We start from the raw sequence: 15,237 nt of genomic DNA on the forward strand, positions 1-15,237 counted from the left end.
ACTATCAAAAAAACAGAAAACAGGCTCAACGAAGAATAAGACAGAAAGCAAGATAAATAATGGCCAAATTTAAACCGATATAAAACGCGAAAATACGGCAAGGTTGGCAAGTCAGCGCAGTTTTGCATCTTAACAAATAAACCTTACGCGTTCGAGACACGCCGTTTAAAAAGTCGTAATATTTAAATCAGAGCAAAATTGGCTCATATAAGCGGATAAGGTTTAATTTGCCACGCTAATCTAATCGACAATTCCTAACTGCCGACAGCGCTCACTATTTAGGTAAATACGCACAAACTCACCAACACCAAGCGAACCAAGCTCAAATCCTGCCACCGACCAACGAATCAGACGCAAGCAAGGCAGTCCAACATGGGCGGTCATGCGTCTGACTTGGCGATTTTTGCCCTCATAAATAGTTAGCATTAGCCATGACGTTGGCACGTTTTTACGCTCGCGAATGGGCGGATTACGTTGCCATAAGTCAATCGGCAAATCGCCTTCCTCGACCAGTCGTGCAACTGCTGGCAAGGTTTTGCCGTCTTTTAAATGTACTCCCGCCGCCAATTGCTCTAGTTGAGCCGCGCTTACCAAACCTTCGACTTGTACCAAATAAGTCTTCCCTTGTTTTTGCTTGTTTTGGGCGAAGTTCTTGGCTGACGGCGGCTGAGTAATGGCTTTATTTACCCGTCCGTCACTGGTCAAAATCAGCAAGCCTTCTGAGGTGGCATCAAGTCGGCCGGCAACGCGCAGCGATTTGTCAGTGAAATATTGCGATAGAGTGGTATGGTCATTATTGCTGTCATCACGAAATTGGCTTTGGACGCCGTAAGGTTTGTTGAATAAAACTAGGCTAGAGGTCGACATAAAATGGCATTTCCCAAAAATAAATTGATTGCTACAACATGGCTAATTGATGTTGCGCATGGCAGTCTAAGACGATTTTACGCAAAAGTAAAAAAACGGGTTTTTGCTAAAAAATAACCCGGCTAAGCGTGCCTACTAATAACCATAAACAAGTTATAAGATAACCTTGTTAGCATTGTGGTATTTATAATATTGATTGGTAAAACTGACGTATGCAAAAGAAAAATTATCAGTCATGCTTTTATGTTAGTACACTATTTAAGGTAAATGGTGATATTTTAATGTCATTAATCTGATAGAGATTATAAAAATCAACATTTTTGCTTTACGCAACTTTGGCGCTTTAGTCATAGAAATAATGGCAAAAAATATGATTTTTAAAATGATTATCTAACATATTTTTAAACCTATTGGCTTAGCGGCATTTTACGCAAATGGTTGGTATTTAACTCGCTACCATACTGCCATTTTAAAGCCAAAATATCTGAGCTAGCATAACAGAACGCCAAGGAAACTGGCGCAACCAATATATAAGTATAAAAGGAGTTTGACCCCATGCCCTATGATAAAGTTATCGTCCCAAGAGACGGCGCAAAAATAACCGTCAACGCTGATTTGTCCCTAAACGTCCCTAATCATCCGATTATCCCCTTTATCGAAGGTGATGGCATTGGTGTTGATATCACGCCGGTGATGATTAAAGTGGTCGATGCCGCCGTAGCAAAAGCCTACAAAGGTAAAAAATCGATCGTTTGGATGGAAGTTTATTGCGGCGAAAAGGCATCTAAAATCTATGATGGCGAATACATGCCGACCGAAACGCTAGAGATTTTGCGCGAGTATGTCATAAGCATTAAAGGGCCTCTGACCACGCCAGTTGGCGGCGGTATGCGCTCATTAAACGTCGCGCTACGGCAAGAGCTTGACCTGTACGTCTGTCAGCGTCCCGTACGTTGGTTTGAAGGTGTACCAAGCCCTGTACATAGCCCAGAGCTGACTGATATGGTGATTTTTCGCGAAAACTCAGAAGATATTTATGCTGGTATCGAGTGGAAAGCGGGCAGTGATGACGCCAAAAAAGTTATTAAATTCCTAAAGGAAGAGATGGGGGTGACCAAAATCCGCTTCTCAGATGACTGCGGTATCGGCATCAAGCCTGTATCAAAAGAAGGCTCGCAGCGTTTGGTACGTAAAGCTATCCAGCATGCCATCGATAATGACTTACCGAGCGTCACTCTCGTGCACAAAGGTAATATCATGAAGTTTACCGAAGGCGCGTTTAAAGAATGGGGCTATGAGCTTGCCGCTGAACGTTTTGGTGCGGAGCTGCTCGATGGTGGACCTTGGATGACGATGAAAAATCCAAAAACTGGTAATGATATTATTATCAAAGACGTCATAGCTGATGCTTTTCTGCAGCAAATCCTGATGCGCCCTGCTGAGTATTCAGTCGTTGCAACCTTGAACTTAAACGGTGATTATATCTCTGATGCGCTTGCTGCTGAAGTTGGCGGTATCGGTATCGCGCCGGGTGCCAATAAGGGCGGCTCAATCGCTGTTTATGAAGCTACCCACGGCACAGCGCCTAAATATGCTGGTCAAGATAAGGTCAATCCAGGTTCGTTGATTCTATCGGCAGAGATGATGCTGCGTGATATGGGCTGGATAGAAGCGGCTGACCTTGTTATCGCAGGTATCAAAGGCGCGATTAAAAATAAAACTGTCACTTATGACTTTGAGCGCTTGATGCCAGATGCCATTTTGCTCAGTAGCTCGGAGTTTGGCAAAGCCATTATTAAGCATATGGATGTGTAAGGGCTTTATAGCATGTGATTTTATAATTTATAGCGCAAACAATAAACCATCTATATTTTTATAGATGGTTTTTTTGTGCTTATGGTTTTTATACTGATTATTGAAGAATAAGTTTAGCTGTCATTTTTACCACGACTTTTACCGCTACCATTCGCTGTCCATTTAACCACCGATAAGCTGGTTGAAGCCATTAAACCGAGCACTAAGTAGCCAATTAACGCCTGTAAGCTTGCAAACACCCGAGTGATGCCTTGTGGCCGAAAATCGCCATAGCCTGTTGAGGTAAAAGTGACGACGGCATAATAGCAGCACGCCCAAAAATCTTGCGAAATAGGATTGCCATCGAGTGTGGTGTCGACGATGCCGACTTCGTAATAAAGGGCGGAGAAGGTCAGTAAAAATAAAAAGACGTTGAGCGTTGTCATTGCAAGCTCTTTCCATAAATTGCCATCATCGCCATAGATACGCTGCAAGGTGCTAAAAAGCGACCACATAAAAATACCGCAAAATAAGAAGGCAAGGCCGATAGTAAATATATCGCGCCACCTATTGGCTGGTAAAAAATGCGTCAGTAAATACCATAAACTGCCAGTGAGGATATAAATAAAAAGAGTTCCTCTGGCGGTTGTTATTTTTTCTAGTATCATAAGATGTCATCCATACGCTCAGTATTATGCTGAGTCTTAGGCCCAGTAAATGCTCAAAAATAATTTTAACATTAGCGTCATCTAACCGTAGCAGTAGGGCGCTTTATATAAGACATTGGTGTAGGTGTTTGCTTTGAACGCTTTAAGCAGCACAGAACCTATAAAAACGCCCCAATAGCCTAGGACTATTGGGGCGTTTGTTTTAAACTGACGTTAACAAGACTTGTTCAGCCAGCTTGGTTTTATTTGCAACCAAGCATTTATGACAATGAAGCAATAGCTTCGTTGAATAACGGACTTGGGCGCATGGCTTTTTCAGCCAATGCTTCATCAGCTAAGTAGTAGCCTTTTAGATCCATCGACTTACCTTGAACTTCATTCAGCTGCTCAACGATAGCGGCTTCATTGTCTTCAAGTTTTTGGGCCAGCGGCGCAAACTGTGCTTTTAGCTCGCTATTTTCATCTTGAGCAGCCAGTTCTTCTGCCCAGTATTTTGCCAGATAGAAATGACTACCACGGTTATCAAGCTCGCCAGTTTTACGTGATGGCGATTTGTCATTTAACAGTAGTGTTTCGGTGGCTCTATCAAGGGCGTCTGCCAATACTTTCGCTTTGGCATTATCATCATTTTTCGCCAAATGCTCTAAAGATTCGGTCAAGGCTAGGAACTCACCGAGAGAATCCCAACGTAGATGGTTTTCTTCGAGGAGCTGCTGTACGTGCTTCGGTGCTGAACCGCCTGCACCTGTTTCGAACAAACCGCCGCCTTTCATTAGTGGCACAACTGACAGCATTTTCGCACTGGTGCCCAATTCTAAAATCGGGAACAAATCAGTCAGATAATCACGCAAAATATTACCAGTCGCAGAAATCGTATCTAAACCACGGGCAACGCGCTCTAGGGTATAACGCATGGCGCGAACTTGTGACATGATTTCGATGTGCAGACCGTTGGTGTCATGATCTTTTAGGTAGGTTTTAACCTTTTTAATCAGCTCGTTTTCGTGTGGACGGTATGGGTCGAGCCAGAAAATAACTGGCGTATCTGATTCGCGCGCACGGCGTACTGCAAGCTTAACCCAGTCTTGGATAGGGTCATCTTTGGTCTGACACATGCGCCAGATGTCGCCTTTTTCAACACGCTGCTCAAGTAAGACTTCGCCTGAGTCGATATCGACGATACGTGCGATACCGTTATCACTAGATTCAAAGGTTTTGTCGTGTGAGCCGTATTCTTCTGCTTTTTGTGCCATCAAACCAACGTTTGGCACCGTACCCATAGTGGTTGGGTCAAAGTTACCATGCCACTTACAGAAGTTAATCATCTCTTGGTAAATACGCGCAAAAGTCGATTCAGGCATGACCGCTTTACAGTCATATAATTTACCATCAGCGCCCCACATTTTACCGCCGTTACGAATCATCGCGGGCATTGACGCATCGACAATCACGTCACTTGGAGAATGGAAGTTGGTGATACCTTTTGAAGAATCAACCATCGCTAGACGCGGACGATGTACTTGGCAGGCATGGAGATCGCGCTCAATCTCTTCACGTAAGCTGGCTGGCAATTCGGTGATTTTTTCGTACAAGCTTGCCATACCGTTATTGACGTTGATACCTAGCTCATCAAATAACGCGCCATGTTTTTGGAAGGCGTCTTTATAATAAATGCGCACCGCGTGACCGAAGACAATAGGATGTGACACCTTCATCATCGTGGCTTTTACGTGTAATGAGAATAAAATACCGGCTTCGCGGCAATCTTCCATTTCACGCTCATAGAACTCAAGCAGCGCTTTTTTGCTCATAAACATCAAGTCGATGACTTCTTTATCAAGTAAGGCAATCTTTGGTTTTAATACCTTAGTCGTACCGTCTTCGAGCAAAAGCTCCATACGCACGGTACGCGCTTTATCCAAGGTCATCGACTGCTCGCCGTCATAAAAGTCGCCGCTGTGCATGTGCGAAACGTGAGTCTGTGACCACTGTTTCCATTCGCCCATCGAGTGCGGATGTTTACGCGCGTAGTTTTTGACTGCTTTTGGCGCGCGGCGGTCTGAGTTACCTTCACGTAATACAGGGTTGACCGAGCTGCCTAGACTTTTGCCATAACGGCGACGGATTTCTTCTTCTTCTGCGTTTTTTGGCTCGTCTGGAAAATCAGGAATCGCGTAGCCTTTACCTTGTAGCTCTTTGATAGCCGCTTTTAGCTGCTGTACAGAAGCACTGATATTTGGTAGTTTAATGATATTGGCGTTTGGATCTTGAGTCAATTTGCCAAGCGCTTCTAAGTTATTTGGAACGCGCTGCTCTTCGGTTAAGTATTCTGGAAATTCAGCCAACACACGCGCCGCGACCGAGATATCACTGGTTTCAACATCGACGCCTGCTGTCTGGGCAAATGCTTTTACAATCGGCAAAAATGATAAGGTGGCAAGCGCTGGGGCTTCGTCAGTTTTTGTATAAATAATTTTTGACATGTTAGTAGATTATTCCTTGTTGTCATTAATGAGGTTAATAAGGCTGCGGTATCATTTAATAGCTTTATACAGCCCTTATACCATAATGGTCTACGGGGTTGGTTCGAGGTTCAAATACATCAGTCGTCTTTTATCGCCATTCTTGAGCGAGTATGACGGCGAGAAAAGTTTCGTCGCCAGCCATTTATGTTTATTCGTCTTTATAAAGCAGGCACTCGATCAAGCACTAGCTTTATTAAAGAGTGATTATAAAACATTATAAAAGGTCACACTCAAAAGACCGTAGTTAAAAAGTTATGCAAACCAGCGACTCAATACTCATGATTTACAATGATCTGAGCGCGAATGGCTGACGCTATATTATAGTTGATCCACTATAAATCTGATATGATGTCAATGTTGTATATTGAACTAAGTATACTATTTTCGCTCATACCCTATGTATCTGAATTATATTAAGCTAATAATAGCCTTATTCTACCAGTCCTCGCCCTCAATATCATCTTTTGCGTGTAATTAGCGCGCTTTTAGTGCTATTTTTACTTTTGTAAGCTTGTTTTTGAAATGATCGGCTTATCGACGTTGAGATAGTCTACATACTTCAAATTATCTGTTTTTAACACACTAACGCTAGCAAAACCCAATCCTGCGCTCCATCAATAAAAGACTTAGTAATCTGTCCGTAGGGCATTTTTATGCGCCTTTGTTGATAACCCTTCTTCATAAAAGTATTTTAGCGCTAGATAACTTCTGGTTTTTTGCAAATTGTGACAGCAAAAGCGCTGATATTTGCTAGGCTAAACGATAAAACCAATGAGCTTAATAATAAATTCTAAAAATAGTGTGGTGATGATGAATTTACAATATGCGTTACTCAGTGATAATAGCTGGCAGGATATGGCGCGTTGGCAAACGCCAGATACGCCTTTTATGACATTTGAGTTTTGGCAAGCACTTAGTGATACAGGCGCAATTGGTGAGCAAGCAGGTTGGTTGCCGATTTATGTCTTAATCCATCGGCCAAATGAGACAGATGGCGTTATTGATAATAATGCGAATGATGATAAAAGTAATGCTGCGCAGTCAGCGCTTACTTCAGAACCAATAGGGCAGCCTATTGCCGTTATGCCTGTTTTTATTAAAGGGCATCATCAAGGCGAGTTCGTCTTTGACCATGCGTGGGCACAAGCTTATGCGCAGTATGGTCTTGATTATTATCCACGCTTGGTGACCAGTGCGCCTTATACACCAGTAACGGGACAGCGTCTGTGGCTAGCAGAAGGTGAGGCGCTAAATACGGATATTTTAAAGACAGCTATCGCAGGCGTTGATGATATCGCGCAGCAAGTAGAGGCCTCTAGCTGGCATGGTTTGTTTGTGACGTCTAAGATGGCGGCTATTGCTAACGCGTCAATGCCGACTGATACCGATATAGAAATGGCGCTTAATAATCAAAAAAATAGCGGTACAGCAGAACCGATTGAGCTACCGATACTTGAGCGGCAGGGCTGCCAGTTTTTATGGCAAAATAAAAATGTCAGTCAAAACAATAAACAATTTGCCAACTTCGAGGCATTTTTGGCAACCTTTAGAGCCAAAAAACGCAAAACCGTGCGTGCTGAGCGGCGTAAAGTTGCTGAGCAAGGCATCACTTGCCAGCGTAAATGCGGGGTTGCTATCACTGCAGAGGATTGGCAGACGTTTTATCATTGTTATGTGATGACCTACGCGGTACGCGGGCAACAGCCTTATTTAACGCTAGATTTTTTTAAAAGACTAGCGGTTAGCCTGCCTGAACATTTGATGCTGGCGCAAGCGCTTGATGCCAATGGTGAAATTATCGCTAGCAGTTTGTTTTTTTATGATAAACCCAATAGCCAAAACGCCACGCTGTATGGTCGTTATTGGGGCGCGCTCGCTGAGTATGATAGCCTGCACTTTGAGCTGTGTTATTATCAAGGTATCGAGTTTGCGATTGAGCAAGGTTTGACGTATTTTGACCCCGGCACCCAAGGTGAGCACAAATTAATTCGTGGTTTTGTTCCGACCAAAACTCACTCGTTGCACCGTATTTACGATGGGCGTTTTATCCCAGCGATTAGTAATTTCTGTGTAAAAGACCGCATGCATATGGCGCAATATCGCAAGCAAGCCTTTGCAGCATTGCCCTTTAATATTGATAATATGCCGACGTTTGATAGTACTGATTAATGGTATCACTTATTAATATGTGATTTATCACTTCCTGCTTAGCAACTTCTCATTTAATAACTTCCTATCAGCTGTAAACTATGACTCCTCATTTTTCTTGTTCTGCTCCATCATCCGCTCCCACTGAGCTAGTCAATTTTCTCAATACCGAAGGGTCGCTGACGGCCATGCTCGAAGTAAAAGCAGGGCAGCCGTTACGCGTCGAGCGCAGCTTTGAAGGTTATCGGTTATTATCCTTAGCGCAAAAAAAGCAATTGGGTTTGCAAGGCGCGGCGTTAAACCGTCCGTTATTGGCGTGGGTACGCGAGTCGCAGCTATATGGCGATAATGAGCAGCCATGGGTACAAGCCCAAAGCGTTTTCCCGCTAGTAAGTTTGAAGGGGCGCGCTCGCCGTTTACAACAGCTAAAAAGTACGCCGATTGGCTATGTGTTGTTTAAGCGCCGCCGTACTTTACCCAATCAACGTTCTATCGAAAAGACGGCAGACGGCTGGCAACGGCAGACGCTATATGATTGGTACGGGCGTAAAATCCTGATTAGTGAGACTTTTTTAGCGGCTTTTTTGTCCAAGAGTGATTAAATAATTACAATAAAAGCTGATATACAAAATCAGTAAGTCATTTATTTTATTGCGCATTTATTTCTCTAATAACGCCATTTAAATCTCTCAGCTTTCCGTGAGGTTTTTTTGCGCTCATCGCACAAAGTTTCATGCTACACTTAAGCTATAGCGATGATGTCGATGCCCTTCTGCGCACCGATTTTATTGCTGATTTGGACAAGTTTTTAACAGGCCAATTGCCTGCGCTTGCCAATTTTACCTTCTTTTATTACTCGCCTCTTTTCAATGAGCATCACCATTAACGATAGCCACTACCTAGGACATCACTATGTTTAAAGATATTTCTATCAAAGAGTTTGATCCAGTACTTGCTGAAGCCATGGCCGCTGAAAGCGTGCGTCAAGAAAACCACATCGAGCTTATCGCTTCAGAAAACTACTGCTCACAAGCAGTGATGGAAGCCCAAGGCACTGACCTGACCAATAAATACGCTGAAGGCTATCCTGGTAAGCGTTATTATGGTGGTTGTGAGCACGTTGATGTGGTCGAACAATTGGCCATCGACCGTGCAAAAGAATTGTTTGGCGCAGAATACGTCAACGTTCAGCCGCATTCTGGTAGCCAAGCAAACTCGGCTGTTTTCTTAGCATTATTAGACGCCAATGACACCGTGCTTGGCATGAGCTTAGACGCTGGTGGTCACTTGACGCACGGTGCGCACATTAACTTCTCAGGTCTAAACTACAACGCCGTACAGTATGGTTTGGTTGAAGAAACTGGTCTGATCGATTATGACGAAGTTGAGCGTTTGGCAAAAGAGCACAAGCCTAAGATGATTATTGCTGGTTTCTCAGCCTATTCGCAAGTGGTCGATTGGCAGCGTTTCCGTGATATCGCTGATGAAGTTGGCGCGTACCTTTTAGTAGATATGGCACACGTTGCTGGTTTGGTCGCAGGTGGTGTTTATCCAAACCCAGTACCATTTGCCGATGTGGTCACGACTACCACGCACAAAACCTTGCGTGGCCCACGTTCAGGTATGATTTTAGCACGTGATGAAGAATTGGCGAAAAAGCTAAACTCTGCTGTCTTCCCAGGCAATCAAGGCGGCCCGCTCATGCACGTCATCGCGGCAAAAGCGGTTTGCTTTAAAGAAGCCTTAGAAGATAATTTCAAAACCTATCAGCAGCAAGTGGTCAAAAACGCCAAAGCAATGGCAAAAGTGATTCAAGACCGCGGCTATGAAATCATCTCTGGCGGTACTGAAAATCACTTGATGCTTATCAGCCTAGTCAAGCAAGAAATGACGGGTAAAGAAGCCGATAAATGGCTTGGTGATGCGCACATTACCGTGAATAAAAACGCCGTACCAAACGATCCAAAATCGCCATTTGTTACTTCAGGTATCCGTATCGGTACGCCAGCGATTACTACGCGCGGCTTTAATGAAGCACAAGCGGGCGAATTGGCTGGTTGGATTTGTGACGTCCTAGATAGCCGCGGTGATGAAAAAGTTGCTGCTGAAGTACGCGGCAAAGTAGAAGCGATCTGTAAAGAGCTACCTGTTTATGCTAAAAATCAGTAATTTCTGATTAATAATTGGTTTTATAAGTAGATATAAAAAAACCTCTTAGAACTTGAACTGACCCCCATAAGTTGGACACAACTTTTGGGGGTCAGTTCACTTTTGCTAGGCGATTTTTTATTAATAAGACAATAATATAGAAGACTAAAACGGTAACTTGGTAAATATCTGCAAGATAGTTGCGTTAACGATATCGACAAAGAAGGCACCAACCATTGGTACAATCAAAAACGCCTTAGGTGATGGCAGGTAGCGATCAGTCACTGCCTGCATATTGGCAATCGCCGTCGGCGTGGCGCCCATACCAAAACCAGAGTGTCCAGCTGCCAAAACAGCGGCATCATAGTCTTTACCCATGACTCTAAAGGTAACAAAATAAGCATAACCAATCATGACTAAAGTCTGCACGACCAAGATAATCAATACAGGGCCTGCCAAATCTGTTAACTCCCATAGTTTTAGCGATAGCAGCGCCATGGCTAAAAATAGACTTAATGACGCATTACCAATCACATCGATAGCACGGTCGAACATATCAAAATTAAACACCATGGTTAAGGCATTACGAATGATAACGCCGCCTGCTAATGCCCAAACGAAGGTAGGCAACTCAAACGCGGTATCTGCTGCAACCAGCGTCATGATATCTGCAAACGCCAACGCCCCTGCAAACAAAGCCAATGATTCAATCGTAGAAGAGGCGGTAATTATGCGAATGTTATCAGGTTTTTCAAACATCTCTTCATGGCGATGATCGCCATCTTCGCTATGTTTGGTACTATATAACGACTGCTTGCCAGCAAGCTTTTCAACGTCGCTTTGATTGGGATTAACAGGGGTCGGTTTAAGTCCCATTTTATTGATCAATCGGCGTGCAACAGGACCACCAACCAGACCACCTGCAACCAAACCATAGGTAGCAACGGCAATACCAAGAGTGGTGGCACCAACGACATTGTATTGTTCTTCTAACACAACGCCCCACGCGCCTGCGGTACCATGGCCGCCTGTTAGAGCGATAGAGCCAGTCACCAAGCCGAGCAGCGGATCAAGTCCCAATACGCTGGCCATCGCGACCCCAACCACGTCTTGTAAAATAATAAAGACCGAAACGACGATAGTGAAAATTAATAAAGGCGTACCACCTGCTTTCAGCCGTCCAAAGTCGGCGCTAAGTCCGATAGAGGCAAAGAACATCAGCATGGTCGCTGTTTGTAGTCCTTGGTGAAAGTTAAAGCTATAACCCCAAATCAAATTAAGGGCATAAACAATCACAGCAGCAATCAAGCCACCAGCCACGGGTTCTGGGATATTAAAGTCTTCCAAAAACTTAATTTTTTTAACCAAAAAGCGCCCTAATAACAGCACCAATGTGGCAAAAATTAGGGTGTAATATCCGTTTAATGTTACTTCCATAAGTTCATCCTTTCTGTAAATATGAATTCACCTAAATTCGGAATAAAACTGGCTTTATCTCGAATTTAGGTTCTGCTCGTTTTGCTATGCGTAGGTATCGTCTGACGCCTCAATAATCCATAATTGCGGTTTGCCAAAATCTTTATAGGCGTCTTCGATCAGGCGCTTAAAGGCATTAAAGTCCTCGCTGTTGATTTTTTCTACCGCATTTAAGTAAAGCGTGAAATCGGTGATATCACTATCGGTCAAACAGTCCCAAGCGCTGTCCCAATTATGGGCAAAATAGCTGGGAAAATTGGCGGCTGTCGCTAAGCTATTTAGCAGCGTTTCTTTATTCAAAACATCGCCAATGGGAATGTTAATCGCATGCTTAGGAATGCGATGAATAAGCGCTTCGTTTTTTTGGGCAATGGCGTTTTGGTTAACGTCATTTTTTTTAATATAATAAATCGCTTGGCTCATATCATCTCACCTGCAATTGCTGAAAGCTATCGTAATGGTCGACGGTCAAATAATAGACGGTTGGCGGATGACCGCCGGTGACAATACGCCGTGCGCCGCGATGCGTAACGCCCGGCGTCGGCACGGTATATTCGCGATAATAGCCTTGCGACTGGGCAGGCAATTTGCCTTCGCGATTATAAAAGGTGGTGCCATCTTTATTTGGATAAGGAAACGGGCCACCTTGCTGAATCAGCGCCAGTGTTTGGTCAATTTGCGCGTCACCCGTGATAGCTGCTGTGGCTGCTGTATCACGGCTAGAGGTCTTAGGCGCTGTCTGCGTTATAGACGTTGCTGGCGTGCTGTCTGCAAAAAAACTGGAGGTTAAATCGCCAAAGAAGTAGACCGCCATGGCAAACAGCGCGATAAAACTCAATAGGGTAGAAAAACCGCTTTTTTTATGTGGCTTGCTTTGATTGTTTTTTGACTGGTTTTTTCGATGATAGCTAGCGTTATTTTTATGCGTATTTTTTGCATGATGATTGATTGCATTTGCTAGTGGTTTTTTTGCGTCTGCCGTTTCTAAAATACTTAATTCGTTAGAGGTGACTTCGGTTGCGCGTAATTGGTTTTTATCATTACGCTGACTGTTAAAATAGACACGTTGACCCTCGCTTATCGGCCGCGATAAGCGCACGCTGCTGATATGAAAGAAGACATCTTCACTTTGATTGTCTACATCAATAAAGCCATAGCCTTTGTCAGCATTCCAGTGTTTAATTTTGCCACTTTGCATGGGCACGGCTTCCTATAGCGTGGTTCTATTCAGCAAAATAATTTTTATATGCCATATATAGCATATTTATCAATAATAAAAAAACGCCAGCAATTAAGCTGACGTTATTTAAGATTATACTCGAATTGGCCAATAAATTATAGTGCAGCAATGATGCCCTAGGCGCGTGTTTCGCCGTGACCGTAAACAATCCATTTTTGCGAGGTTAAACCCTCAAGCCCAACCGGTCCACGGGCATGGATTTTATCGGTTGAGATACCGATTTCTGCTCCAAGTCCGTACTCAAAGCCATCGGCAAAACGGCTCGAGGCGTTAATCATCACGCTTGCCGAATCGACTTCGCGGATAAAGCGCTGTGACTTGGTGTAATTGTCGGTAATGATGACGTCGGTATGGTGGCTGCCGTGAGTGTTGATATGTTCAATCGCTTCATCGATACCCGTTACCACCTTGACTGCCAAGATAGGCGCAAGATATTCGGTGTCCCAGTCCTCGCTGGTGGCTGCCGATAAATGACCTTGCAGGGTAACATTGTCATTTAAAATCGCCTGTGACTTCTCATCGAGGCGCAGTTGCATGGCGTCATCGGCTGTTACGATGGCTTCAGCAATTTTTGGTAATAGTTCGGCTGCGATTGATTCATCGACCAATAGCGTCTCCATGGTATTACAGGTACCGTAGCGGTGGGTCTTGGCATTAACGCTGACTTTAATCGCCGTGTCTGCATCGGCATCGCTATCGATAAAGGTATGACAATTACCATCTAAATGCTTAATCACAGGGACGCGGGCATCGCGGCTGATACGTTCAATCAAACCTTTACCGCCGCGTGGTACGATCACATCGACATAGTTCGTCATGGTAATCAGCTCGCCAACAGCAGCGCGGTCAGTGGTTTCTAACACTTGTACGCTATGCTCAGAAAGACCGACCTTTTTTAAACCCTGTAAGATACATTTGGCAATCGCTTGATTGGACTCAAAGGCTTCAGAACCACCGCGCAAGATAATAGCGTTACCAGATTTTAGCGCCAGCGAAGCCGCTTCCAAGGTAACGTTGGGACGCGACTCATAAATCATCCCGACTACCCCGAGTGGCACACGCATTTTGCCTAAATGAATACCTGATGGACGATAAGTCATGTCGGTCACTTCACCGATAGGGTCGGGCAATGCCGCCACGTCTTTTAAACCTTGTAGCATACCATCGAAGCGCGTATCGTTTAGCTCAAGGCGATCGAGTAAGGCAGCGTCCAAGTCGTTTTTTTGCCCCTTATCCATATCGATTTTATTGGCTGCTAAAATATCAGCTTTGGCGCTTTTTAACGCATCATAGATTGCCATCAGCGCCGAATTCTTATCGCCAGTATTGGCCGCAGCTAATGCTCGTGATGCCGCGCGCGCTTGCTTACCGACCGTCTGCATATAGGCGGTTACATCTGTGGTATTCGATTGCGTCATAAATTAACGTCCTTTTATCATCAATAATCTAAAAAATATCGTTTAGCGCTCTAATGGCGCTCTGCTATTTAACATAGAGGAGATGAGGACGATAGTAAAGTCGATTTTGTGAACAACGACCGTTTAGCAAGCACTGCGGAGTTTTCTTATGTTGTATTTTAAGGTTTTAACTTTTTATAGCGTCTATAAGCAATGGGAGATAAAAAAGTATGCTGTCTGTTACGTATTTTTAACAGAACTGCGCTGCAACTGCTAAGGTAGTCGTGGTCAATCGTAAGTATAGTGGGTGCTAAGACGGTCAATTCACACGCTATCTCATACGTTATCAATGAGAGATATAGCAATTGGCTGATGCAATAAAGTGATGAATTTTATAAAGATTAATAAACTAAAGACTCATTATGGAGAAAAAAATGGCTATTAAAAATAAAGCCTATAAAAACTGGCTCACAGTAGGCTTGGTAGCAGCAGCATTAAGCGTCAGCGCCTGCGGCAAAAAAGAAGAAGCGCCAATGGATGTTGAACCAACTGCGGACGCGCAGACGCCAGTAGAAAATAACGCTACCGGCGTGGCAGCAGCAAACAGCACGGATGATGTCGCCGTTGCAAGTGCCGATGCTAATGATGGTATGGCCGTTAGCGAGAATGATGATGTTGCGGTAGCAACTGCTGATGATGCAGAAGTCCTGGATGGAACTGAAAGCGAAGAGCACATTTCGACTTACTAGTTGAGCTTGTTAAATGCCGCTTGCAAGCGTCGACTGACTATTTAGCAGATAAAACAGCGCTAGCGGCGTTAAGATGATAAAATAAGGCCCATAACTGACTATGCGTTATGGGCCTTATTTTGTCGTTGATTCTGTTTAAAAAGAATACCGCGCTACTTAGCTAGAGTTATCTAAGCTGAGCGCCGTTTTGAGTATTTTTTTATCGGCAATGAATTATCCTGTCAA

Annotated in this window: 13 protein-coding genes; 6 read left to right on the plus strand and 7 right to left on the minus strand. The window is 44.0% G+C overall.

Annotation, left to right across the window (positions count from 1 at the left end):
• Positions 1-240 precede the first annotated feature (240 nt).
• Complete coding sequence (locus JMX70_RS05870) at positions 241-867, minus strand: pseudouridine synthase (RefSeq protein ID WP_201590382.1); 627 nt, start codon at positions 865-867, stop codon at positions 241-243.
• A gap of 555 nt (positions 868-1,422) precedes the next feature.
• On the opposite strand from JMX70_RS05870, the gene icd reads away from it, so the two are divergent.
• Complete coding sequence (icd, locus tag JMX70_RS05875) at positions 1,423-2,682, plus strand: NADP-dependent isocitrate dehydrogenase (protein WP_144297428.1); 1,260 nt, start codon at positions 1,423-1,425, stop codon at positions 2,680-2,682.
• 113 nt (positions 2,683-2,795) lie between these two features.
• Here icd and JMX70_RS05880 read toward each other — a convergent pair whose 3' ends face one another.
• Together JMX70_RS05880 and JMX70_RS05885 are read right to left on the minus strand one after the other, a co-directional pair.
• Positions 2,796-3,176 carry a potassium channel family protein gene (locus JMX70_RS05880; RefSeq protein WP_201590384.1) on the minus strand — a complete coding sequence of 127 codons (381 nt, stop codon included), beginning with the start codon at positions 3,174-3,176 and terminating at the stop codon, positions 2,796-2,798.
• A gap of 413 nt (positions 3,177-3,589) precedes the next feature.
• A complete protein-coding gene (locus JMX70_RS05885; protein WP_201590386.1) occupies positions 3,590-5,812 on the minus strand; it encodes an NADP-dependent isocitrate dehydrogenase in 2,223 nt (740 codons plus the stop codon).
• 852 nt (positions 5,813-6,664) lie between these two features.
• Here JMX70_RS05885 and JMX70_RS05890 point away from each other — a divergent pair.
• The 4 genes from JMX70_RS05890 to glyA all read left to right on the plus strand — a co-directional run bounded on the left by JMX70_RS05890 (position 6,665) and on the right by glyA (position 10,171).
• Entirely contained in the window at positions 6,665-8,023 is a 1,359-nt protein-coding gene (locus tag JMX70_RS05890; RefSeq protein ID WP_201590622.1) for a GNAT family N-acetyltransferase, read from the plus strand.
• A gap of 80 nt (positions 8,024-8,103) precedes the next feature.
• Positions 8,104-8,604 (plus strand): chorismate--pyruvate lyase family protein, encoded by a 501-nt coding sequence (locus tag JMX70_RS05895; protein WP_201590387.1) that lies wholly within the window; start codon positions 8,104-8,106, stop codon positions 8,602-8,604.
• A 131-nt stretch (positions 8,605-8,735) separates the two neighbouring features.
• Entirely contained in the window at positions 8,736-8,888 is a 153-nt protein-coding gene (locus JMX70_RS05900) for a hypothetical protein (protein ID WP_180952507.1), read from the plus strand.
• A 26-nt stretch (positions 8,889-8,914) separates the two neighbouring features.
• Complete coding sequence (gene glyA / locus JMX70_RS05905) at positions 8,915-10,171, plus strand: serine hydroxymethyltransferase (RefSeq protein WP_201590388.1); 1,257 nt, start codon at positions 8,915-8,917, stop codon at positions 10,169-10,171.
• 144 nt (positions 10,172-10,315) lie between these two features.
• Here glyA and gltS read toward each other — a convergent pair whose 3' ends face one another.
• The 4 genes from gltS to JMX70_RS05925 form a co-directional block, all read right to left on the minus strand.
• The gene (gene gltS, locus JMX70_RS05910) at positions 10,316-11,587 is read right to left on the minus strand and encodes a sodium/glutamate symporter (protein ID WP_201590390.1); all 1,272 of its coding nucleotides are present in this window, start codon (positions 11,585-11,587) and stop codon (positions 10,316-10,318) included.
• A gap of 84 nt (positions 11,588-11,671) precedes the next feature.
• Positions 11,672-12,049 carry a barstar family protein gene (locus tag JMX70_RS05915; protein ID WP_201590392.1) on the minus strand — a complete coding sequence of 126 codons (378 nt, stop codon included), beginning with the start codon at positions 12,047-12,049 and terminating at the stop codon, positions 11,672-11,674.
• Between the two features lies 1 nt (position 12,050).
• The gene (locus tag JMX70_RS12590) at positions 12,051-12,830 is read right to left on the minus strand and encodes a ribonuclease domain-containing protein (protein ID WP_406947865.1); all 780 of its coding nucleotides are present in this window, start codon (positions 12,828-12,830) and stop codon (positions 12,051-12,053) included.
• Positions 12,831-12,982: 152 nt separating this feature from the next.
• Complete coding sequence (locus tag JMX70_RS05925; protein WP_201590404.1) at positions 12,983-14,284, minus strand: glutamate-5-semialdehyde dehydrogenase; 1,302 nt, start codon at positions 14,282-14,284, stop codon at positions 12,983-12,985.
• A gap of 413 nt (positions 14,285-14,697) precedes the next feature.
• On the opposite strand from JMX70_RS05925, the gene JMX70_RS05930 reads away from it, so the two are divergent.
• A complete protein-coding gene (locus tag JMX70_RS05930) occupies positions 14,698-15,012 on the plus strand; it encodes a hypothetical protein (RefSeq protein ID WP_201590406.1) in 315 nt (104 codons plus the stop codon).
• The last annotated feature ends 225 nt before the right edge of the window (positions 15,013-15,237 follow it).

It is taken from the genome of Psychrobacter pulmonis (assembly GCF_904846465.1).
Lineage (GTDB): Bacteria > Pseudomonadota > Gammaproteobacteria > Pseudomonadales > Moraxellaceae > Psychrobacter > Psychrobacter faecalis.

Coding starts and splice junctions, on each gene's coding strand:
- JMX70_RS05870 (WP_201590382.1), bottom strand. CDS start 867: ATGTCGACCTCTAGCCTAGTTTTATTCAACAAACCTTACGGCGTCCAA.
- icd (WP_144297428.1), top strand. CDS start 1,423: ATGCCCTATGATAAAGTTATCGTCCCAAGAGACGGCGCAAAAATAACC.
- JMX70_RS05880 (WP_201590384.1), bottom strand. CDS start 3,176: ATGTGGTCGCTTTTTAGCACCTTGCAGCGTATCTATGGCGATGATGGC.
- JMX70_RS05885 (WP_201590386.1), bottom strand. CDS start 5,812: ATGTCAAAAATTATTTATACAAAAACTGACGAAGCCCCAGCGCTTGCC.
- JMX70_RS05890 (WP_201590622.1), top strand. CDS start 6,665: ATGAATTTACAATATGCGTTACTCAGTGATAATAGCTGGCAGGATATG.
- JMX70_RS05895 (WP_201590387.1), top strand. CDS start 8,104: ATGACTCCTCATTTTTCTTGTTCTGCTCCATCATCCGCTCCCACTGAG.
- JMX70_RS05900 (WP_180952507.1), top strand. CDS start 8,736: ATGCTACACTTAAGCTATAGCGATGATGTCGATGCCCTTCTGCGCACC.
- glyA (WP_201590388.1), top strand. CDS start 8,915: ATGTTTAAAGATATTTCTATCAAAGAGTTTGATCCAGTACTTGCTGAA.
- gltS (WP_201590390.1), bottom strand. CDS start 11,587: ATGGAAGTAACATTAAACGGATATTACACCCTAATTTTTGCCACATTG.
- JMX70_RS05915 (WP_201590392.1), bottom strand. CDS start 12,049: ATGAGCCAAGCGATTTATTATATTAAAAAAAATGACGTTAACCAAAAC.
- JMX70_RS05925 (WP_201590404.1), bottom strand. CDS start 14,284: ATGACGCAATCGAATACCACAGATGTAACCGCCTATATGCAGACGGTC.
- JMX70_RS05930 (WP_201590406.1), top strand. CDS start 14,698: ATGGCTATTAAAAATAAAGCCTATAAAAACTGGCTCACAGTAGGCTTG.